The organism is Gluconobacter vitians, from assembly GCF_015244565.1.
GTDB lineage: Bacteria > Pseudomonadota > Alphaproteobacteria > Acetobacterales > Acetobacteraceae > Gluconobacter > Gluconobacter vitians.
This window is the reverse complement of record NZ_JABCQG010000005.1, coordinates 61,176-82,176: the sequence shown is the minus strand read 5'-3', so window position 1 is coordinate 82,176 and position 21,001 is coordinate 61,176. Positions and strand designations below refer to the sequence as shown.

Annotated in this window: 22 protein-coding genes; 12 read left to right on the top strand and 10 right to left on the bottom strand. The window is 60.6% G+C overall.

Features of this window, described 5'->3' with window-relative positions:
- The first annotated feature begins 201 nt into the window (after positions 1–201).
- Together sucB and HKD24_RS05520 are read left to right on the top strand one after the other, a co-directional pair.
- Positions 202–1,311 carry a dihydrolipoyllysine-residue succinyltransferase gene (gene sucB, locus HKD24_RS05525; protein ID WP_194259373.1) on the top strand — a complete coding sequence of 370 codons (1,110 nt, stop codon included), beginning with the start codon at positions 202–204 and terminating at the stop codon, positions 1,309–1,311.
- Between the two features lie 112 nt (positions 1,312–1,423).
- On the top strand, positions 1,424–2,434 hold the full coding sequence (locus HKD24_RS05520) for a L,D-transpeptidase (RefSeq protein WP_194259372.1): 1,011 nt from the start codon (positions 1,424–1,426) through the stop codon (positions 2,432–2,434).
- Positions 2,435–2,709: 275 nt separating this feature from the next.
- Here the strand turns inward: HKD24_RS05520 and HKD24_RS05515 are convergent, their stop codons facing one another.
- From HKD24_RS05515 to HKD24_RS05505, 3 genes are all read right to left on the bottom strand, one after another.
- On the bottom strand, positions 2,710–3,114 hold the full coding sequence (locus tag HKD24_RS05515; RefSeq protein WP_194259371.1) for a DUF3597 domain-containing protein: 405 nt from the start codon (positions 3,112–3,114) through the stop codon (positions 2,710–2,712).
- 75 nt (positions 3,115–3,189) lie between these two features.
- A complete protein-coding gene (ahcY, locus tag HKD24_RS05510) occupies positions 3,190–4,485 on the bottom strand; it encodes an adenosylhomocysteinase (protein WP_194259370.1) in 1,296 nt (431 codons plus the stop codon).
- 94 nt (positions 4,486–4,579) lie between these two features.
- On the bottom strand, positions 4,580–4,957 hold the full coding sequence (locus tag HKD24_RS05505) for a hypothetical protein (protein ID WP_194259369.1): 378 nt from the start codon (positions 4,955–4,957) through the stop codon (positions 4,580–4,582).
- Between the two features lie 244 nt (positions 4,958–5,201).
- On the opposite strand from HKD24_RS05505, the gene HKD24_RS05500 reads away from it, so the two are divergent.
- Entirely contained in the window at positions 5,202–6,266 is a 1,065-nt protein-coding gene (locus tag HKD24_RS05500) for a transporter (protein ID WP_194259368.1), read from the top strand.
- Positions 6,267–6,367: 101 nt separating this feature from the next.
- Here the strand turns inward: HKD24_RS05500 and HKD24_RS05495 are convergent, their stop codons facing one another.
- Positions 6,368–8,059 carry an alpha-keto acid decarboxylase family protein gene (locus HKD24_RS05495; RefSeq protein WP_194259367.1) on the bottom strand — a complete coding sequence of 564 codons (1,692 nt, stop codon included), beginning with the start codon at positions 8,057–8,059 and terminating at the stop codon, positions 6,368–6,370.
- Positions 8,060–8,502: 443 nt separating this feature from the next.
- Between HKD24_RS05495 and HKD24_RS05490 the strand changes: the two genes are divergently transcribed.
- Positions 8,503–8,676 (top strand): hypothetical protein, encoded by a 174-nt coding sequence (locus HKD24_RS05490; protein WP_194259366.1) that lies wholly within the window; start codon positions 8,503–8,505, stop codon positions 8,674–8,676.
- A 48-nt stretch (positions 8,677–8,724) separates the two neighbouring features.
- Here the strand turns inward: HKD24_RS05490 and HKD24_RS05485 are convergent, their stop codons facing one another.
- From HKD24_RS05485 to mutY, 4 genes are all read right to left on the bottom strand, one after another.
- Positions 8,725–9,180, bottom strand: coding sequence for a DMT family transporter (locus tag HKD24_RS05485; protein WP_194259365.1), 456 nt, complete (start codon positions 9,178–9,180; stop codon positions 8,725–8,727).
- Entirely contained in the window at positions 9,177–10,352 is a 1,176-nt protein-coding gene (locus HKD24_RS05480) for a Gfo/Idh/MocA family protein (protein WP_194259364.1), read from the bottom strand. Before HKD24_RS05480 ends, HKD24_RS05485 begins: the two co-directional genes overlap by 4 nt.
- A gap of 95 nt (positions 10,353–10,447) precedes the next feature.
- The gene (locus HKD24_RS05475) at positions 10,448–11,089 is read right to left on the bottom strand and encodes a hypothetical protein (protein ID WP_194259363.1); all 642 of its coding nucleotides are present in this window, start codon (positions 11,087–11,089) and stop codon (positions 10,448–10,450) included.
- Positions 11,086–12,144, bottom strand: a complete 1,059-nt coding sequence (mutY, locus tag HKD24_RS05470) for an A/G-specific adenine glycosylase (protein ID WP_194259362.1) — start codon at positions 12,142–12,144, stop codon at positions 11,086–11,088. Before mutY ends, HKD24_RS05475 begins: the two co-directional genes overlap by 4 nt.
- Before the next feature lie 10 nt (positions 12,145–12,154).
- On the opposite strand from mutY, the gene HKD24_RS05465 reads away from it, so the two are divergent.
- Together HKD24_RS05465 and HKD24_RS05460 are read left to right on the top strand one after the other, a co-directional pair.
- On the top strand, positions 12,155–12,685 hold the full coding sequence (locus HKD24_RS05465) for a DUF721 domain-containing protein (protein ID WP_194259464.1): 531 nt from the start codon (positions 12,155–12,157) through the stop codon (positions 12,683–12,685).
- Between the two features lie 112 nt (positions 12,686–12,797).
- The gene (locus HKD24_RS05460; protein ID WP_194259361.1) at positions 12,798–13,364 is read left to right on the top strand and encodes a hypothetical protein; all 567 of its coding nucleotides are present in this window, start codon (positions 12,798–12,800) and stop codon (positions 13,362–13,364) included.
- 67 nt (positions 13,365–13,431) lie between these two features.
- Here HKD24_RS05460 and serB read toward each other — a convergent pair whose 3' ends face one another.
- Entirely contained in the window at positions 13,432–14,325 is an 894-nt protein-coding gene (gene serB, locus HKD24_RS05455) for a phosphoserine phosphatase SerB (protein WP_194259360.1), read from the bottom strand.
- Between the two features lie 41 nt (positions 14,326–14,366).
- Between serB and miaA the strand changes: the two genes are divergently transcribed.
- The 6 genes from miaA to speE all read left to right on the top strand — a co-directional run bounded on the left by miaA (position 14,367) and on the right by speE (position 20,494).
- Positions 14,367–15,365, top strand: a complete 999-nt coding sequence (gene miaA / locus HKD24_RS05450) for a tRNA (adenosine(37)-N6)-dimethylallyltransferase MiaA (protein ID WP_194259359.1) — start codon at positions 14,367–14,369, stop codon at positions 15,363–15,365.
- A gap of 30 nt (positions 15,366–15,395) precedes the next feature.
- Positions 15,396–17,189 carry a biosynthetic-type acetolactate synthase large subunit gene (ilvB, locus tag HKD24_RS05445; RefSeq protein WP_194259358.1) on the top strand — a complete coding sequence of 598 codons (1,794 nt, stop codon included), beginning with the start codon at positions 15,396–15,398 and terminating at the stop codon, positions 17,187–17,189.
- Positions 17,189–17,716 carry an acetolactate synthase small subunit gene (gene ilvN, locus HKD24_RS05440; protein ID WP_062494103.1) on the top strand — a complete coding sequence of 176 codons (528 nt, stop codon included), beginning with the start codon at positions 17,189–17,191 and terminating at the stop codon, positions 17,714–17,716. Before ilvB ends, ilvN begins: the two co-directional genes overlap by 1 nt.
- Positions 17,716–18,735 carry a ketol-acid reductoisomerase gene (gene ilvC / locus HKD24_RS05435; RefSeq protein WP_062510693.1) on the top strand — a complete coding sequence of 340 codons (1,020 nt, stop codon included), beginning with the start codon at positions 17,716–17,718 and terminating at the stop codon, positions 18,733–18,735. The genes ilvN and ilvC overlap by 1 nt, the downstream gene beginning before the upstream one ends.
- 340 nt (positions 18,736–19,075) lie before the next feature.
- Complete coding sequence (speD, locus tag HKD24_RS05430) at positions 19,076–19,555, top strand: adenosylmethionine decarboxylase (RefSeq protein ID WP_194259357.1); 480 nt, start codon at positions 19,076–19,078, stop codon at positions 19,553–19,555.
- Positions 19,556–19,621: 66 nt separating this feature from the next.
- The gene (gene speE / locus HKD24_RS05425) at positions 19,622–20,494 is read left to right on the top strand and encodes a polyamine aminopropyltransferase (protein ID WP_194259356.1); all 873 of its coding nucleotides are present in this window, start codon (positions 19,622–19,624) and stop codon (positions 20,492–20,494) included.
- A 35-nt stretch (positions 20,495–20,529) separates the two neighbouring features.
- On the opposite strand, the gene HKD24_RS05420 is transcribed toward speE, so the two are convergent.
- Positions 20,530–20,958 carry a MarR family winged helix-turn-helix transcriptional regulator gene (locus HKD24_RS05420; RefSeq protein ID WP_194259355.1) on the bottom strand — a complete coding sequence of 143 codons (429 nt, stop codon included), beginning with the start codon at positions 20,956–20,958 and terminating at the stop codon, positions 20,530–20,532.
- Between the last annotated feature and the right edge of the window lie 43 nt (positions 20,959–21,001).

Genomic DNA, 21,001 nt, shown 5'->3' with positions numbered 1-21,001 from the left:
CGGCCTCCTGTGTTTTGGTTTCAAAGTCTGGCGACGGGGATGGTTCCGCCTCCCGCTGGCGGCAAAGATGCAGTATCCTGCATGACCGAACCTTTTCCGGTATGATGCCGGGTGTGGTTCTGAGGGTCAGTCTTTGGGACGGACCGCAGGACAGACAGACATTTCCCCGCTTCGGGGCGGGACGCAAGACAGGGAAGCAGCATGACGGTCGAGATCAGGGTTCCGGCGCTTGGAGAAAGCCTGACAACTGCGACTGTCGCGCGGTGGCTGAAACAGTCCGGCGACTATGTGCAGCATGACGAAACCATCGTGGAGCTGGAAACCGACAAGGTCAGCGTCGAGGTAACGGCGCCGTCCGCCGGGCGTCTGGAAAACTGCGTGGCGGTGGGGACGGAAGTCGAGATCGGTGGGCTTCTGGGCGCTGTGGACGAGACGGCGGAGGCACCGGCTGCGCCTGAACCTGCTCCGGCGGCTGAAGCGCCTGCTGAACCGGCTGCTCCGCCGCCAGCACCCGAGCCTGTTGCACAGCCAGCGCGTGTTACGCCGCCCGCGCCGGAAGCGCCGAAGCCTGCGGCTGTTGCTCCGGCGCCCAAGCTGTCATCCCATGAAGCGCGGGAACGTCGCGTGCCGATGAGCCGTCTGCGTCAGACGATCGCCCGCAATCTGAAGGCCGCGCAGAATACGGCGGCCATTCTCACAACGTTCAACGAGATCGACATGTCCGCCGCCAAGGCGCTGCGGGCACAGTACAAGGAAGAGTTCGAGAAAAAGCATGACGGGGCCCGGCTGGGGTTCATGTCCTTCTTCGCGCGCGCTGTGGTCGGAGCGCTGAAGGATTATCCGGCGATCAATGCGCAGATCGAGGACGATGAGATCGTCTATCGTGATTTCGTCAATCTGGGCATTGCGGTCGGGACGGAGCGCGGACTGGTTGTGCCGGTGCTGCATGATGCCGATCAGATGAGCTTTGCCGAGCTGGAACGTCGCATTGCGGATTATGGCAAGCGGGCGCGGACGGGCGGACTGAAGCTGGAAGAACTGTCTCATGGGACGTTCTCCATCACGAATGGCGGGATTTTCGGATCGCTGCTGTCCACGCCGATCCTGAACACGCCGCAGTCGGGGATTCTGGGGATGCATGCCATTCAGGATCGTCCGGTCGTGCGGGACGGGCAGATCGTGATCCGGCCGATGATGTATGTGGCGCTGTCTTATGATCACCGGATTGTGGACGGGCGGGAGGCGGTGAGCTTCCTCGTCCGGATCAAGCAGCTTGTGGAAGATCCGCGGCGTCTGCTTCTGGATCTGTGATGCCTTTTGCGTGGCCGGGACGTTGGACATCTCTGCTGCGCCGAACGCCGGACAGATTTCTGTTCCCTCGCGTTCTGTCTGTTATTCTGAACCCGAGGATGGTGTCCTGAAGATGCGTGATGTTTCCAGTCTGACGCGGTTTGTTGCCCTGTTATCTGTCTCCACGACACTGGTTGTGGGGGTGGCACCGCTGGCGGCCTGTGCCCGACCGGACAGTGCGGGGCCGGAACTGTCGACGCATCAGCCGGACACGACGCCATCGCTGGGCGCTTCGGTTCCGCCCCCTGCCAGCAATCCGCCAACGGATACGCCGCCGCAGCCTGATCTTGCGCCGCCGCCGATCGATATCCCGGATCTGCCGGTTGTGTCCGATGAAGCTGCGCGGGAAGAGGCGTCCCGTCTGGCGGTGCTGATGAAGCATAATATCAAAGGCTTCAGCACCTATACGCCAGAGCGCCGGAAAGCGTTTCTGACGCTTGCGAAAGATGCGGTCACGCAGGCGGACATGCCGGTTTCGCGGCCGCAGCTTGTTATGGTTGTGGACCGTAACGAGAAGGTCCAGCATCTGGATTATGTGCTGGCGCTGCCGGATGCGCCTTGGGAATCTCTTGGAGGGACGCCGGTTTCGACCGGGACGACGGGGCGCAAATATTACTACATTACACCGACCGGGGTTTTTCAGAACACGGCGGACCGTCTGGGTTATCGGGCGGAAGGTACGAAGAACAAGTATGGAATCCGCGGGATTGGTGCCAAGGGATCGCGTGTGTGGGACATGGGGTGGCAGACGGCGATGAAGGGCTGGCTGCCGCGTCATGAAACCGGGCAGATCCGGCTGGAAATCCATGCGACGGATCCGCAGTTCCTGGAATGGCGTCTGGGGCATCCGGCGTCGGAAGGGTGCATCCGGATTCCGGCGACCATGAATAAATTCATGGATCATTACGGGCTGATCGATGCGCTTTATGAGCAGGCTGCGAGTTATGATCCGCGTTTTCAGGCGCTGCTTCCAAAGGATCGGCAGCCGACGCAGATTGCGGGTGATCTGGTGGTCGTGATTGATTCAGGGCCGCTGACGGAGCCGAAGATCGATCCGATTGCGGATAAAAGGCCGCTGCCCTGAATGCAAAAATCCGGAAGGATTTTTTTATTCCGAAGGGAAGAACAAAGCATTTTCGCCAAAATAATTGTTGCAAATAGTCAACAAAATTAAGTGCATTCCGAAGTGATTTTTTAGCAGAAACTAACACATTCCGATTAAGGAATGTTGCTATTCCAAATCAATAAAATCGGTAGATAAACTGAGCGAGTGGGTCTTATGAAACCATAAGCGCAGAAAAAAACCCGGCTGTTTCCAGCCGGGTTTTTTTTATGCTGTCCGTGCGGACGGGGCGCGGATCAATGCGTCCAGTCAGCCGGGACCTTGCCACCATTCTTGGCCAGCTCGGCATAGACCTGCTTGATGAGCCAGACGTTCATCGTCGCGGTGTCGTCCGTGCTGCCCGAGTAATGCAGTTCGCTGGCCAGTTCCTTGCGGGACTGGAGCGAGCTGTCGAGACCGAGCAGCTTCAGGAGATCCACGATGGAAGTCTTGTAGTTCAGCGGCTGGCCAGCCTTGGCGGCCAGACCGGACAGGACGGCATCGACGTCCACCGGTGCGGCTGTCTGGGAGGCGGCAGCGGCTGCTGCAGGAGCGGCCGGTGCGGCTGCATCTGCCGCGGCCGGAGCAGCAGCGGAGGTGGCCGGGGTGGCTGCTTCGGCATGGCCAAAGATCTTGGACATGATCGTGCTGAAAAGACCCATGAGTGTAACTCCTGTCGGTTAAGGAAATCCGGAAGGGGCGCAACCGGGGTTCCGCCCTCCCTGATCCGCCTCGTCTTAGTAGCGGTATTCTTCGTGCTTGAACGGACCGTTAACTGGAACGTCGATGTAGTCCGCCTGTTTCTGTGACATTTTGGAAAGTTCTGCGCCGACCTTTGCGAGGTGCAGAGCTGCGACCTTCTCGTCCAGAGCTTTCGGCAGGGTGTAGACCTTGACCTCGTACTGGCCCGGCTTTGCCGTCCACAGTTCGATCTGCGCCAAGGTCTGGTTGGTGAAGGAGGCCGACATCACGAAGGACGGGTGGCCCGTTGCGTTGCCCAGGTTCACCAGACGGCCTTCGGACAGAAGGATGATGCGGCGGTTCGGTGCCAGCTCGATCTCGTCAACCTGCGGCTTGATGTTGTTCCAGCGATAGTTGCGCAGGGCTTCGACCTGGATTTCACTGTCGAAGTGACCGATGTTGCAGACGATCGCACGGTCCTTCATTTCACGCATGTGGTCGATCGTGATGATGTCCACGTTGCCCGTGCAGGTGACGAAAATGTCGCCGCGCGGAGCTGCGTTTTCCATCGTGACGACTTCATAGCCTTCCATGGCGGCCTGAAGAGCGCAGATCGGATCGACTTCGGTCACGAGCACGCGGCAGCCTGCGTTGCGCAGGGACGCAGCAGAGCCCTTGCCCACGTCACCGTAACCGGCAACCACGGCAACCTTGCCGGCCATCATGACGTCCGTGCCGCGACGGATCGCGTCCACGAGGCTCTCACGGCAGCCATACAGGTTGTCGAACTTGGACTTGGTGACGCTGTCGTTCACGTTGATGGCGGGAACCTTCAGCGTGCCCTTCTTGGACATTTCCCACAGGCGATGCACACCCGTCGTCGTCTCTTCGGAGATGCCGCGCACGTCCTTGAGCATTTCGGGGTACTTGTCGTGCATCATGATGGTGAGGTCGCCACCATCGTCGAGGATCATGTTCGGCGTCCAGCCATCGGAACCATGAATGGTCTGCTCGATGCACCAGTTGAATTCGTCTTCCGTCAGACCCTTCCAGGCAAAGACGGGGATACCAGCGGCAGCAATGGCTGCTGCGGCGTGATCCTGCGTGGAGAAGATGTTGCACGAGGACCAGCGGACCGTGGCGCCGAGAGCAATCAGCGTCTCGATCAGTACTGCGGTCTGGATGGTCATGTGCAGACAGCCGGCGATGCGTGCACCCTTGAGTGGCTGTGAGTCCTTGTACTCTTCGCGAAGAGCTATCAGGCCCGGCATTTCGCCTTCGGCGATAGAGATTTCCTTGCGGCCCCAGTCTGCCAGATTAATGTCGCGAACCTTGTAATCCTGCGTCGTCATGAAATGGCCCTTGCTGCCCATCTTTGGATGGCTGCCTGTATAAAGGCTTGACGGACCCGCGGAAAGGGCGGGCCCGGCAATAGGCCTGTCGCCTTTATTCCGGCGACGTGGTCTGCGGCGTTGAATCGGTCGGGGCAGACGCCTTCTTGTGCGCGTGGTGACGCTGATGGCCGAGTTTATGCACGTCTTTCTGGTTCGACGGGACGGGACCCGTTTCGTTCGTCGTGCGGCTCATGGGGCCCGGCGCGGTCGGCGGCGGCTGGTCCGGCTGTTCCATCACGGTGTGCGGATTGGTCGGCAGACGATTGTTTGGCTGGTCGATGGTGGAGTTCTGCGCCTTCTGCACGGCAGACGTCGAGGTCTGTGTCTGGTCGTTGCTGGGGGCGCTAACGGCCTGGGCCATCACGGACGGAGCAGTGACGGCAGTGCCCAGCAGAAGGCTGGCGGCGAAGAATGATGTGCGGATGGACATGGACATTCCTTTCCGGAAGGGGAGGTCCCCTGCGGCAGGGGTTCGCTCATTGCAGAGTAAGATGAATAACCCACCACAATGGAGGAAGTTGCATTCAGGCACGCTCACATTTACGCAAAGAGGGGTATATTGCGTCGTTGCGCATGGCGTGCGAGAAGCCGGACTGAATTCGCCCCCAGTCGTTTCTGTCGAAGCTGCATGCCGGTTCTGCCGGTCCTGAACCCCCTGAGAACAGGAGGATGTCGTGTCAGAGAGCACTGCCTACAACTTCCCCTTTACGGTTCTGGATCCTGACCATCAGGAAACAGGGGCACCCGCATTCGCAAACGGGCTGGTCTGGGCGGTTCATGCCGTCCCCGGACAGGAGCTGCGCACGCTCGGATCGGCCGAGGTCGAGGCGCTTCTGGCACCGGAGCGACCTGTCGAGAGCGATGGATGGTACTGGCTGCATTTCGATACGGTGCACAGCTCGGCACGCGGCTATGTCGCGCATCTACCGGACCTGCCTGAAGATGTCTGCGCCATGCTGGCTGAGACGGAATACGGTATTGCGCTTGAGGCATTCGGCGATCTGATCTGGGGCGCGCTGCCGGCTTTTGACGATGCACTGTCCGAAGAGGATCGTGACATCTGCGCCTGGCGGTTTGCGATGCGGCCGGACCTGCTGATCACGACGCGGCGCAACCCCATTCCGGTTTTGGGCGCGGCGTATCGTTCGCTCAAGCCGGACCAGATTCCGAAGACGCCTGCGGGGATTATTGACCGTGCCCTTCGTGAGTTTACGGGGACGGTGCGGCGTCAGCTCGGGCATCTGGATGACGAACTGGACCGGGCGGAAGACGTGCTGCTGCTGATCGAGCATCGCTCTGACCTGGGGCATCTGGGTAGCATTGTCGGTAAGGTGCGCCGTCGTGCGACTGAACTGCGCCGGGTGGTGACGCCGATCGACCGTGTTCTGAAAGACGAGGATCTGGATCTTCCGGACTGGGCTGAGGACGAATTGCGGGACCGGGCCGAGCGGCAGGTTCATCCGGCGCTGGACGATCTGATCGCACTTCAGGATCGTGCGCGGTCTTTGCAGGACGAGCTTGGATCCAATCAGGCGGAAGAAACCAACCGGCGTCTGTATATCGTCTCGGTCGGGACCACGTTGATGCTGCCGGCGACATTCGTAACCGGATTCTTTGGCATGAATACCGGTGGGATGTTCCTGGCGCAGGGATCTCTTGGGACCGTGGAGGCGGGTATTGTCTGTTTCGTCTTCATGACCGTGACGTTCCTGTTCATGAAGGTTGCGCGTCTGCTCTGATTTTTCGTTTGAGAGCCGGTCTCAAAGAAAAACCCCCCGTGCCGGGCACGGGGGGTTTTCTGTGTCACAGGGGCTGATCCGGAAAGGATCAGACGCTTTGTTCAGACGCTCTGGGGCTTGCGGGAGTTTGCGGCGGCAACAGCCTTGCCCCACTCCACGAGGGTCTTGGTGCAGTCCGTGCGATCGAGCTTGCACTCGATGAGCGTCGGGCCACGGGTGTTCTTCTTGGCCTTGGCGATGGCGTCGGCCAGTTCCGCACCCGTCGTGGCATGCAGGCCGAGACCGTACTTGCCGCTTTCTTCGCCCGGGACGCCCTGGTTGAAGCACTGCATCAGAGCTGCGTAATCCCAGTTCTGGATGTAGTTGTACGGGCCGTCATGGATGGCGATTTCGATGACGTAGCCGTGGTTGTTCACCAGGAAGATGATGACCGGCAGTTCGTAGCGGACCATCTGGGCCACTTCCTGCGCCGTCAGCTGGAAGGAACCGTCACCGACCATCAGGACGTGCTTGCGATCCGGCGAAGCGGTTGCGTTACCGAACATGGACGGAACGGACCAGCCGATGTGACCCCACTGCATTTCCGTCTCGACCTTCGCACCTTCGGGAAGGTGCATACGCACGGCGTTGAACCATGAGTCGCCGGTCTCGGCGAAAAGGGTGGTGTTGCCGTCGACCAGTTCGTTGATCTGGCGGGTCATTTCGTCGTTGGACAGCGGCTTTGCCGGGTCGGCCTTCGGCAGCATGACGGGCTTGTATTCGCCGGTCAGGGCTGCGGACTTCTTCGGAGCCTTCTCGGTCAGGGCCTTGACGAATTCCTTGAGGCGGAAGCCGTCGAAGGTCTTGCCGTTGACGGTGACGCGATCGGGATTGACTTCGAGGACCTTCTCGCCGCGGATGATGCTCTTCCAGCCACCCGAGGAGTAGTCGTTCCAGACAGGTGCCAGGCAGATGACGGCATCGGCGCCTTCGATGATTTCCTGTGCGCCCGGGCTGCTGACATCACCCCAGTACACGCCACGGAAGCCGGGGTGCGTCTCGGGGAAGTAGCTCTTTGCAGCGGCCATGACCGTGACGGGGCAGCCCAGCTTGTCAGCCAGTTCAACCGTTTCCGTGAGGGCTTCCGAAGCGCGCAGCTTGGTGCCGACCAGGATGGCGACCTTGTTGGCCTTGTTGAGGAAGCTCAGGCTCTCGTCCAGAGCGGCCTTCAGGCTGGCTTCGTCAGGACGCGGATGGGCGTGCAGGGACGAAACCGGACCCGGACGGACGCAAGGAGCGGCCGAGACGTTACAGGCGATTTCAAGATAGGCCGGCTTCTTCTCGCGCAGCATCGTGCGGATGACGTGGTCGATCTTGGCCGGAGCGGTTTCAGCAGAGGTGATGCTTTCGGCGGCACAGGTGACGTGCTTGGCCATTTCCATCTGGTAGCTGTAATCCGTCGTGCCGATCGTGTGGTGCAGGACGTGGCCCGAACCATGATCGTTGGAGTTCGGAGCACCCGAAATCACGAGGATCGGCAGGTTCTCGGCATACGAGCCGCCGAGGCCGTTCATGGCGGAGATGGCGCCGACGCTGAAGGTGATGACGGCTGCGGCGGCACCGTTGGCACGGGCATAACCTTCGGCGGCGAAGCTGCAGTTCAGCTCGTTGCAGTCATAGATCTGCTTCGTGCCGCCCTGTTCGATCAGCTGGTCAAGCAGAACGAGGTTGTAGTCACCGGCAACGGCGAAGTGATGCTTCAGGCCGATCTGTGTCAGTCGTTCGGCAAGATAATGTCCGACAGTATAAGTCATGGTTTCAGTACCTCAGGAGCCATAGGGACGGTCAGATGACTGGATGATCTGCCTTGCTGACAGGACCATGCAGTCATCCGACCGAAGGGAGGCTGTGACAGGATACGGGGACAGGGAGCCGTCGGACCGTTTGCCGGAATCGGAAGATCCAGACGCGCAGTTACTGACGGAGCCGATAGACCCTCGCAGCCCTTTGGGGAAACAGGAATGTGGAGAAAGGACCTGACCGACCTGTATTTCAGGAGAGGCGTCCGGGATTATCCGGATATTGCGGGCAGGTGTCTGGAATAGGAATTTTAAAGGTGACGTGCCGTCAGGGGACCAGGGAAAACCAGGATTTTCAGGATAGCGATTTTCTGTCGTTAAATAACGGGTAGTATAACAGAATAAACGGCCCGTTCCGTCATGACGGACCCCAGAAACGGCAAGAAAAGAACCTCTTGGTGACATATCTTCCCATCACAGCCGGGAAAAAAGACCGGCTTCGTATGAAATATCTGCCTGTTCCAGACACAGGAATGTTTAGAACAAAAATCCTGTCTGTGAAGGACATCGATCAAACATTACAATTAATTGAAAAAACCCTTTCTCATGAGGGAGAATTAAATACAGCCTGACAAGTTCCGTGAAACGGATAAGGACCAGAATGGTCTTGTTGCGTTATTTCAGGTGAAGGAAACCAGCAGAACACCCCCGATCGCCATTGCGGCGCCCAGAAGACGGGGAAAGGACAGGGCGTGCTGTTTCAGGCCGAGAAGGCCGAAATGGTCGAGAAGCAGGGACAGACAGACGGCGCAGGTCAGGGTGATGACCGTAAAGGCGGCCGAGCCGGTCTGCCGGGTTGCCAGGGATCCGGCGACGACGAACATCAGGTTGCACAGGCCTCCGGTCCATGCCCACCAGGGAACATGCTGGAGTCGGGTCGTGAGAGGCTGGGCGGCGGTTGTGCTGTCGGTCGGGAGAAAGGCGAAGAGGCAGACCAGTCCGCTCAGGGCGACGGCATAAACGGTCAGGATTGTCAGGCCGGGTCCGACGGCCTTGTTGAGCCCGGCATTGGCGGCGGACTGAACCGGATTGCTGAGACCTGCGAGAACAGGCAGGAGCCAGATCAGAAACTTCATGTCTCTGAAAGCCTGATCATGCGGTCTTCACGGGCCGAACAGTACAGCGCTTCCATGAGTTTCTGGTCACGCAGACCTTCTTCGCCGGATGTCAGAGGTGTTTCATCCTTGAGGATGCACTGGGCAAAGTGATCGATTTCAAGAGTGAACTGGTTGGCCGGAGGGATGTGCCATTCGGTGACGGCGGGGTGGCCTTCGTTTTCACGCGAGATACGCAGTCTGTGGCCCTGATAGGCAAAGGCGTTTTCCAGCTCGATCGATCCTTTTTCCAGCCGGATGCTCAGCTTGCGGGTAATGGAGGCGCCATAGCTGGTGGCGCAGTTGGCGATCACGCCGGATGGGAAGCGCATCATGAAGGAGAAGGTCTCGTCCACGCTGGCAAAGCGGGGATCATCTGCCGGACTGACCATCCGGGCAAACAGCTCGACAGGTTCTTCGCCCAGAAGGTTGCGGGTGCCGTTCAGGCAGTAGAGACCGATATCGGGCAGGGCGCCTCCGCCGGCGACAGGCGCTTTCAGCCGCCAGTGTGAGGCATCGGTTTCCGTCTGTGTGTTGACGGCTTCCACAAGTTTGGGTTTGCCCAGTTCTCCGCTGCGGACGAGTTTGATAACGGCGCGATTGAAGGGCTCGAAATGGCAGCGATAGGCGATCATAAGCTTCACGCCGGCCTGTTTGCAGGCAGCAATCATGCGCTCGGCTTCCTGCGCCGTATTGCTCATCGGCTTTTCGCACAGGATATGTTTTCCGGCGGCGGCCAGGGCTTCCACCTGATCGACATGCATGGCGTTCGGTGTGGCCACATAGACGGCCTGGATATCCGGGCGGTCTGCGAGGCGATGGATTTCGTCATAGGTGAAGATGGACGAGGACGGGATGCCGTATTCCCGCGCGACAGTCAGGGCCTTTTCTTTCCGGCCGGAAATGAGGGCCACAGGGCAGGCGGTCCGGCTTTCCATAAAGGCGGGGAGGATCTGTCCCACGCTCAGTCGGCCAAGTCCCATAACGGCAAAGCCGACCCGCTCGTCAGGGGGGAGAATGGGGGAAGAGCCGGTATCCGCGTGTTCCGTATTGCCGCTTCCGCTCCCGAACGTCACCCTGCCGTTTTCGAGGCGTCCGGTATCTGCTTCGGAGGGAGAGGAAGGGTGGCTGCTGGCGGGGAGGTCTCGCGGCATGACAGGTCCTTGTTTTCTAGCTGTCTGTCATGAACGCGGGGTCGAGCAAACGGCTTCCCACACGGCGTGCTGCCATCAGGAATGTGAAAATCCTTTCACACTGTTGCGGGTTCGGTCTCTGCCTGACGATGCGCGACGAAAGAAACGGGTGGAGTATCGATCTGCCATGTCAGGGAAACCGGTGCGGAATTTCCAGGCATGAGCTGGCCGATCTGTTTGAGGGCGGCCGTGTTCAGGAACAGGGGAAGGTCTTTGTCTTCGAAACGGAGGATGAAACCTTCATGAAGCGTGGGCAGCGGAAGGATGTCCTGCGCCTCGTCTTCCAGACTTATGGCATGTGCGGTGAGGATCAGGGACAGTCCGCGCAGCATCTCTACCGTCATGGGAAAGAAGGTTTCCCATGCCTGATGGACAGGGGCATCATAGTCCACGCTGTTTTGTCCCGATGGAGCACTTCTCAGATAGGTTCCGGTTCCCGGGCTGAAAAAGATGACTTGGTTATGGGAAAGCTCTTGCATTTCCAGTTCAGGAAAAAGACGGGGCATGGAAATGCGCTTTTCCATAAACGGACGACAGGGAAGCAGGAAAGGGACAGGAACAACGGCACAAAGCCCCGGAAGGCGTCCTGGCTGGAAGGGAGTGCGGCTGGGCGCATCTCTCAGCGGATTATGGTCCAGCATCCAGCCGTGCCAGTCCATGAACCACAGGCGGAGTGTCGGGGTGGGGTCAGTCATCATGTCTCCGAAAACTGCTTGGTGAGAGCCAGGCATTTCTTCATGACGCCGGACAAAGCGGCGCGTTTCGTTGAACGGAACGTGCCGAAAGAGGAATCGATCCCTGCATTATGACCCTGCGGAAGGCAAGCCTCGTAGACCGTGAGGTACAGGGTGAAATGGGTAAAGACATGGCGAACCTCGCCTTTGCGGACCCAGTGGGCCACGCAGGGAGCCTGGGCGAGGACTTCGTCTTCGGGCCAGGGTGTGCTGCGCCATTCGGTTCCGGGAAGTTCGTCCATGCTGCCCAGCAGACCGGTTGGCGAGCGCGTGCGCAGGAGGATCTGGCCGTTTTGGTCATGAAGAAGGAAATGCGCGCCATAACGGGTGGGGCGGGCCTGTTTGGGCTGTTTGGCTGGGAGTTGTGCTGCGATGCCGCGGGCATGGGCGATGCAGGATGTCTGCCAGGGGCAGGTCAGGCAGGCGGGACTGCGCGGAGTGCAGATCGTGGCGCCGAGATCGAACAGGGCCTGTGCAAAGTCTGACGGGCGGCTTTGGGCGATAGGATCGTCATTCAGGAGTGCGGCCTGTCGGGCGAGCAGCGGGCGTGAAGCCGGGAGGGGATCTTCGATGGCGTTCAGGCGGGCTGTGACGCGCTCGACATTGCCGTCAACGGGGACGACAGGACGTCCGAAGGCGATGGCGGCGATGGCCCGGGCCGTATAGGCGCCAATTCCGGGAAGGGTCAGGAGCTCTTCGACCCTATCGGGGAAACCGCCGCGTTCGGAGACGCTTTTTGCACAGGCGTGCAGATTGCGGGCGCGGGCATAGTAGCCGAGGCCGGCCCAGAGGTGCAGGACGTCTTCAAGCGTGGCGGCCGCGAGTTCCTGAACCGTCGGGTAATGCGTGAGAAAGCGCTCGTAATAGGCTATGACAGCCTTGACGGTTGTCTGCTGGAGCATGATCTCGCTCAGCCAGACGGCGTACGGGTCCGGGCGATGGCCGGAGAGGCTGCGCCATGGCAGGACGCGGCGGTGGTGGTCGTACCAGCGCAGCAGGGCGGATGCATCAGGAGTCACGGTGACGGATATGACGAAGGATCGCGGTTCGGACAAGCGCCCCTCAAAAAAGAAACCCGCATTGGAGCCCGATGGCTGGGTGCCGTCAAACCGGAACTGGACGCCGCGCCGTTCGGGCACGAAGCAGATCGGGACATTCGTTCAGGGTCTGACGCAGCCTGTTTTTAAAAAGAAGCCGCCCGTTCTGGCGCGTCTGATGATGGACTGGGTAGATTTCGTAGGTCCGCGTCTGGCGAAGCAGACCGAGCCGCGACGCTTCTCTGCCGGGACGCTGACGCTGGCATGTTCGGGACCGATCGCCATGGAATTGCAGCATCTGGCGCCCCAAATCATCGAACGCATCAACGTGGCCTGCGGGCTACGGGGGGAATACGGGATCGAGCGGCTCAAGCTCGTTCAGGATCTGGTCGCGTTCGAACGACCAACGCCGAAGCGTCCGAAACCGGTGCAGATCGAAGTGCCGGATATTGAGGACGAGGAGCTTCGGCTGGCGCTTGAAAACCTTGGTGGCTATCTGGGCGCGCGGCGCAAACGAAGGTGACGGAATTGTTTCACGTGAAACAAGTTATTTCGTCATGGGAAAGCCACCTTCCCACGCGATCTGATAATGCCGATATGGGACAATGATCGGGCTTTCCCACAGGAGACTTGCCATGACCTTTGCACACAGACCCGCTGCCGCGCTGATGCTGGCACTGCTGGCGTCTTCGATTTCCCTTCCCGCCTTTGCCCAGCATGGTGGAGGCGGTGGCTTCCACGGCGGCGGAATGGGTGGTGGCGGTTTCCATGGTGGCGGGATGGGTCCCGGTGGCATGGGCGGCGGTGGTTTCCGTGGCGGACCCGGTGGCGGTGGCTATCGTGGTGGCTGGGGCGGCGGGTACGGTGGACGTCCGGGCTGGGGTTTCCGCGGTGGCGGCTGGGGCGGTGGCTGGGGTGGCCCGCGCTTTGGCGGCTGGGGCTATCCGGGCTGGGGTGGCTGGAACGGTTGGGGTGGACCCGGCTGGTTCGGTTATGGCTGGGGTATGCCGGGCTGGGGCGGCGGCTGGGGCTGGGGCGGCTGGGGCCTTGGCGTCGGTCTTGGCATGGCGGCCGGAATGGCTGTGGCCTCGCCTTATGGCTATGGCGGTTATGGCGGATACGGATATGCGCCGGGCTATGCTCCCGGTTATTACGCCGCACCGTCGTATTCCGGGGTTCCGCCTTACACTTGGGGATATTGATCGAAAAAAAGCCGCCGGGGTCTGGGACTCCGGCGGCTTTTTCGTCTCTGGCGGGTCTGAAGTCCGGTCAGTCTGTTACAAAATCCTTCGCGTGATAGCCCTGTGCGAAGAGATGCGCGCGCAGGCTGGCGAAATTGATCTGTGTGGAAATGATGCGGCGCACATTGGGCTTGGCATGGAAGGCCAGACCGAGCCCGGCGCTGGCGAGCATCGGGATGTCGTTGGCGCCATCGCCGGTCGTCAGGGCAGCGCGGAGCTGCACGCCGCGCTCTGACGTCAGGCGTTCGAGATGGTCGCGCTTGGCATCGGGACCAAGGATCGGACCAGCGAGGCGGCCGGTGATCCTGCCGTCTTCGATTTCCAGCGCATTGCCGTAATTTTCATCAAACCCGCAGAGCTCGGCCACACGCTGGGTGAACCATGTGAACCCGCCCGACACGAGGGCCGTGCGGCCGTTGTGTTTGCGCATGGTCTGGACGAGTTCCTTCGCCCCTTCCGTCAGGGTGACGGAATTCCAGACATCTTCGAGAACCGATGCCGGCTTGCCTGCCAGCAGGGCCACGCGCTGTTCGAGGGCGGCGTCGAATTCCAGTTCGCCGTTCATCGAAGCGCGGGTGATGGCGGCAACTTCCTCACCACAGCCCAAGAGGTCTGCCAGTTCGTCCAGCGTTTCACCGGTGACGATGGTGCTGTCCATGTCGGCGACGAGCACGGCCTTGCGACGGCCGCGGGTCCTCATCAGCAGCGCATCAACGCGGTAGGGGGCCAGTGTTGCGCGGATGGTGGCGGCGCTGGCGGAGCCGGGGCGTGATGGTGGGCAGGGAATGTCCACCGCTTCGCCCGGGGACAGGACGATCGGGGCGTTGCCCTTGACGAGGGTGCGGGCGATATCGATCGCCTCGGGCTTGAGGGTACCGGATGTCCGGTCAGCGATGAGGGTCAGGACGGCAGGAAGGGACATGGGCTCTCGTAACGGTCCGGCACGTGTGGCAGGAGGGGGGAATGAACGCCCCCAAGACTGTGACTGTTAAGACTGCGCTCATTGTGGCTGGCCCGACGTGCTCCGGCAAGTCAGCACTGGCGCTCGACCTTGCCCGGCGCTTTGAGGGCACGGTCATCAATGCGGATTCCATGCAGGTCTATCGTGATCTGCACATCCTCACAGCCCGGCCTGACGCAGTCGACGAAGCCGCTGTGCCGCACCGGCTTTACGGCGTGCTGGATGCGACCGTGCCGGGGAGTGTGGCCTGGTGGCGGTCCGAGGCGCTGCGGGAAATGGATGCGGCCTGGGCCGAGGGACGCATGCCGATCCTGTGTGGCGGGACGGGGATGTATCTGCGGGCGCTGACGGATGGTCTGGTGGAAGTGCCGGACCCTGGCGATGCGGCACGGACCGAAGCGCGGGGACTGGCGGAAGAAATCGGGCCGGAGGCGCTGCATGCGCGGCTGATGCAGGTGGATCCGGAAACGGCATCGGGTCTGCGTCCGAACGATACCCAGCGGATTTCGCGGGCCTGGGAGGTCTGGACCGGGACGGGACGCGGGCTGGCCTGGTGGCGCTCGCAACCGGGGCTGCCGCCTGCTCCCTGCCGGTTCGTGTCCGTGCAGATGGATCCTGAACGGGAAGGGCTGCGCCGGGCGATCGATTCCAGATTCGGGCAGATGCTGGAGGCCGGGGCTCTTGAAGAAGTGTCTTCGCTGCTGGCGCGGGGGCTTGATCCGGTTCTGCCTGCCATGCGTGCGCATGGAGTGCCCGAGCTGGCGGCCGTTCTGCGGGGAGAGATCCCGCTTGAGGAAGCGCGGAAATCCGCCGTCCTGGCCACTGGACGCTATACGCGGCGGCAGGCGACCTGGTTCCGGCATCATGCGCTGGGGAAGGGTGATGATGGGATGATTTCGTTGCGTAGATATACCCATTCTGCGCAAGAATCGGAAAGTCAGTATGAAAAAATAGAGAACTTTATATCTGAACGAGTTGACGCCGCCGCGCCGTCGTCCTAAATCCCGCCGCTCATACCTTGGGAGGAAACGGTGACGGCTGCTGAAAGAGACGCAGGAACAGGCAACGAGGCGCTGAATGGCGCGGAGGTGCTTCTGCGCGTTCTCGATGAAGAGGGTGTGGAGGTCATATTCGGATATCCGGGTGGGGCTGTCCTTCCGATTTACGATGCTCTCTTCAAGCAGGACCGTATCCGCCATGTGCTTGTCCGCCATGAGCAGGCTGCCGTTCATGCGGCCGAGGCCTATGCGCGTTCGACGGGTAAGGTCGGTGTGGTGCTGGTGACCTCGGGTCCGGGTGCGACCAATGCCGTGACCGGGCTGGTGGATGCGCTGATGGATTCCATCCCGCTCGTCTGCCTGTCGGGTCAGGTGCCGACGAAGCTGATCGGCAATGATGCGTTCCAGGAAGCCGACACGACGGGCATCACGCGTCCTGCGACCAAGCACAACTATCTCGTGCGGGAACCGGGGACGCTGGCGCAGACTGTGCGCGAGGCGTTCGAGGTCGCACGTTCGGGTCGTCCGGGGCCGGTTCTGGTGGATCTGCCGAAGGATATCACGGTCGGCAAGGCTCCGCTGACGAAGCCTGCGCTGTCGCGGCTGCGGCGTCTGAGCCATCAGGGTGGCCCGGATGCTGAGGCGATTGCGCGGACCGTCGAGGCGATGAAGACGGCCAAGCGTCCGCTGTTCTATACGGGTGGTGGCATCATCAATTCCGGACCGGAAGCGTCGGAGCTGCTGCGTCGTCTGGCGCGCAAGACCGGTTTCCCGGTGACGTCCACGCTGATGGGTCTGGGCGCGTTTCCGTCTCCAGATCCGCAGTTCCTGGGCATGCTGGGGATGCATGGTTCGGTCGAGGCAAACATGGCCACGCATGGCTGTGACCTGCTGATCGCGCTGGGCTCGCGCTTCGATGACCGTGTGACAGGGCGTGTGGATGCGTTCTCGCCCAATTCGTTCAAGGTTCACGCCGATATCGATCCGAGCCAGATCGACAAGATCGTGCCGGTGGATGTGCGGATCGAAGGCGATGTGCGCGATACGCTCGAAGCCCTGCTGGAAGCCTGGGGTGATACGCCGGCGCCGGATCTGTCCACCTGGTGGAACCAGATCGCGTCCTGGCGGAGCGTGGACGGTTTCGGTTTCACGCAGGACATGACGCCATCCGCGATCATCCGGCCGCAGCAGGCGGTCCGTCGTCTGTATGAACTGGCCAAGGAAACGGGTCGCGATACGTTCGTCTCCACTGAGGTCGGGCAGCATCAGATGTGGGCGGCCCAGCATTTCCAGTTCGACAAGCCGAACCGCTGGCTGACGTCGGGGGGGCTGGGGACGATGGGCTATGGCCTGCCAGCCGCTGTGGGCGCGCAGGTGGCCCATCCGGATGCGCTGGTGATCGATATCGCCGGTGAGGCCTCCACGCTCATGAACATCCAGGAGTTGGGCACGATCGCGCAGTATCGCCTGCCGGTGAAGATCTTCATCCTGAACAACCACTATATGGGCATGGTCCGTCAGTGGCAGGAGCTGCTTCACGGGTCGCGCTATTCGCAGTCCTACAGCGAGGCGCTGCCGGATTTCGTAAAGCTCGCGGAAGCGTTCCATGCGACCGGGATGCGGGCGACGCATATCGGGGAGCTGGATGACGTGATCCGCCGGATGCTGGCGCATGATGGGCCGGTTGTGGCCGATATCTGCGTGGCGGAAGGCGAGAACTGCTATCCGATGATCCCGTCGGGTGCTGCGCACAACCAGATGCTGCTGGGTCCGGATCAGGATTCCGAAGCGGCGGGACTGACCGAAGAAGGGAAGATGCTGGTCTGATGACGGAGACTATCCAACATTCGGTCATCTCGGTTCTGATCGAGGACGAGAGTGGCGCGCTGGCCCGCGTGGTGGGCCTGTTTTCCGGTCGCGGCTACAACATCGAGAGCCTGACGGTGGCGCTGGTGGATGCGGAGCAGAAGCTCTCGCGCATCACGGTTCTGACGTCGGGCACGCCGATGGTAATCCGGCAGATCAAGGCGCAGCTCAAGCGCCTGATCCCGGTGCATGATGTCTGCGACCTGACGGAAGAAGGCCCGTATGTGGGCCGCGAGCTTGCGCTGGTGAAGATCGTCTCGTCCGGTGACCGCCGGACGGAGGCCTTGCGCATTGCGGATTCGTTCCGTGCGCGGCCTGTGGATACGACGGCCACGAGTTTCGTGTTCGAGCTGACGGGGTCTCCCGAAAAGATCGACGCGTTCATCGAGTTGATGCGCCCCCTTGGCCTGGCCGAGGTTTCGCGCACCGGGATTGCTGCCATCGGGCGGGGTCCTTCAGTGTTTCATCTTAAAAAGGAGCCTGTCTGATGCGGGTGTATTACGATCGCGATGCCGATCTGAATCTGATCAAGAGCAAGAAAGTCGCGATCATCGGCTATGGCAGCCAGGGTCACGCCCATGCCAACAACCTCAAGGACAGCGGCGTTTCCGACATCGTCATCGGCCTGCGTCCGACCTCTTCCGCGGTGAAGAAGGCTGAGGAAGCCGGTTTCAAGGTAATGGAGCCGGGTGAGGCTGCTGCCTGGGCCGATGTTGTCATGGTCCTGACGCCGGATGAAGGCCAGGGCGCGCTGTACAAGGAAAGCCTTGAGAAGAACCTGAAGCAGGGTGCTGCCCTGGCCTTCGCTCACGGTCTGTCCATCCATTTCCGCATCATCGAAGCCCGTCCGGACCTGGACGTGTTCCTGATCGCGCCGAAGGGCCCGGGCCACACGGTCCGTTCCGAATACCTGCGTGGTGGTGGCGTGCCGTCCCTCGTGGCTGTGGCACAGAACGCTTCGGGCAATGCGCTCGAAATCGCCCTGTCCTACGCTTCCGCAAACGGTGGTGGCCGTGCGGGCATCATCGAGACGACGTTCAAGGAAGAAGTCGAAACCGATCTGTTCGGTGAGCAGGCTGTCCTGTGCGGTGGTCTCGTCGACCTGATCCGCGCCGGCTTCGAGACGCTGGTTGAAGGCGGTTATGCGCCGGAGATGGCCTATTTCGAGTGCCTGCACGAAATGAAGCTGATCGTGGACCTGATCTATGAAGGCGGCATTGCGAACATGAACTACTCCATCTCCAACACCGCCGAATACGGCGAGTATGTCACAGGTCCGCGCATCATCACGCCGGAAACGAAGGCCGAGATGAAGCGCGTTCTGACGGACATCCAGGACGGTACGTTCGTTCGCAACTTCATTCTTGAGAATCAGTCCGGCGGCGTTGGCTTCAAGGCCATCCGCGCCCGCAACGACGCTCACCCGATCGAGAAGACCGGTGAGAAGCTGCGTGCGATGATGCCGTGGATTGCCAAGGGCAAGCTGGTCGACAAGGCCAAGAACTGATCAGACTAATCTGAGGGGCCGGATTCGGCCCTTCGGAATGGAGAAGCCTCAGCTTCTGTCGGGCGTCGCGATTTCCGGGATTCGTTTCCCGGAGATCCGGCGCCCGAACTGTATTTGCCTTGGGATATTCAAGGTATTTCTGGACGTCAGCCCTGTGTGCAGGAAAGGGAAAACCGCTTTCTCATGCAGTGGGGACATGGGCCGGCGGAGATATGTGACATATTGGGGAATTAACCCATAAAGTGCTTGCATCAGGGGGGAGGGGCCGCTAACTAGCGCGCTTCCTGGCCCAAGGGGGCATTTTTGCCCAACAGGCTGTCTACTGGTTTGGGGGTACGTGATGAACGCACTTGCTCAACTGGGGATGGTATCGGGACTCCCGAGAGATATCCAGAACGGCGCAGCTCACCTCGTTGAGGAGGAGCGCAAGGATTACTTCATTGAGCGTGATGGCGAACGTTATGCTGGCAATCACCTGCTGATCGATTTCTGGGACGCCCGGAATCTCGATGATCCCATGCGGATCGATGAAACGCTGTGCGAAGCTGCGGTGGCAGCTGGTGCAACGATCCTGCACAGCCATTTTCACCACTTCACGCCCAATGGTGGCGTGTCCGGCGTGATCGTGCTGGCGGAAAGCCATATCTCGATCCATACGTGGCCGGAACGGAATTATGCGGCCGTGGACGTGTTCATGTGCGGTGCATGTGATCCGAATCTGTCGATCCCGGTGATGCAGCGCCTGTTCCAGGCCGGCCGGATCGAGGTCGATGCCGTGCGGCGTGGCCGCGTGCAGGACAAGGCTGCAAAAGCAGCCTGAACTGACGAAAGGACCGGGTAAAAACCGGTCCTTTTCCAATACAATCCGACAAGGAAACGATGATCCATGGCTGAAACATGGCTCAACGAGACCCTGTACCCGGACTGGGGACAGCGCTTTCTCGTTACGCGTGAGCTCGCACGGGTAAAATCCGACTTCCAGGATGTGGTGGTGTTTGAAAGCTCCAGCCACGGCCGCGTGCTGGTTCTGGATGGTGTCATCCAGATTACCGAGCGTGACGAGTTCGTCTATCAGGAAATGCTGACGCATGTGCCGCTTCTGGCGCATCCCTGTGCGAAGCGCGTGCTGATCATTGGTGCGGGTGACGGTGGCGTTCTGCGTCGCGTCCTGCAGCATGACACGGTCGAGAAGGCTGTCATGGTCGAGATCGACGGTGCGGTGATCGACCTGTCCAAGCAGTATCTGCCGGACATTGCCGGTGACGCGTGGAACGACCCGCGGGCCGAAGTCATTGTCGGTGACGGCATCGACTATGTCGCCAAGGCGGCTGATGGCTCCTTCGACGTGATCATCGTCGACAGCACTGATCCGATCGGTGTGGGCGAAGTGCTGTTCACGGACGAGTTCTACAGCAACTGCGCACGCATCCTTTCGGCTGAAGGGCTGATCGTGAACCAGTGCGGCGTGCCGTTCATGCAGGCTGATGAGCTGTATGAGACGAGCCTGCGTCGTGCGAAGTTCTTCCCGCATGTGGGTGCGTATGTGGCGGCTGTTCCGACCTATGTCGGCGGGTTCATGACGCTGGGTGTGGCCTCCAAGGGACAGGCGCCAAACACGCAGACCGTTGAGCAGATCCGCACCCGTGCGGAAGCTGCGAAGATCATGGGGACGACGCGCTACTGGACGCCGGAAATCCATGTCGGCTCGTTCAACCTGCCGCCCTATATTGCCGAGCATCTTCCGAAAACCGGAAAATGATCGTGTGCCTGCCCCTGCATTAAAGGGGCAGGCGGTTACAGCTGGCTTTTCAGGCTGCTGTTGATCCGTTCCAGAAGTGTTACGAGAATGTCGCGTTCGAGGGGTGTGAACCCCTTGAGTGCTATATCGGTCAAATGTTCCATTATCGGAACAATACTCCGGCTTTTCCGCTGACCGTCCGGTGTCAGTGTGACCAGTGTGCTGCGGCGGTCTGCCGGGTCTGGTTCGCGTTGGATCAGACCGTCGCGTTCCATCCGGGCCAGAAGCGTCGTCATGCCCGGCTGTTCGATATCTGCAAAATCCGCGAGGGCTTTCTGATTGAGGGTCTTTCCGTCCTGCAAAGCCTGCAACACGGGGAGCTGACCGATCCGTAGGCCTGACTTTTTGAGTTCGCGTTCCAGCAGAAGCGTGAAGAGCCTGGTGTTGCGTGTGGTCAGGGCGCTCAGGGGAGAGGGGACGGTCATTCGGATTCCGGGGATCATGTGGATAGAATACATAACATGTTAT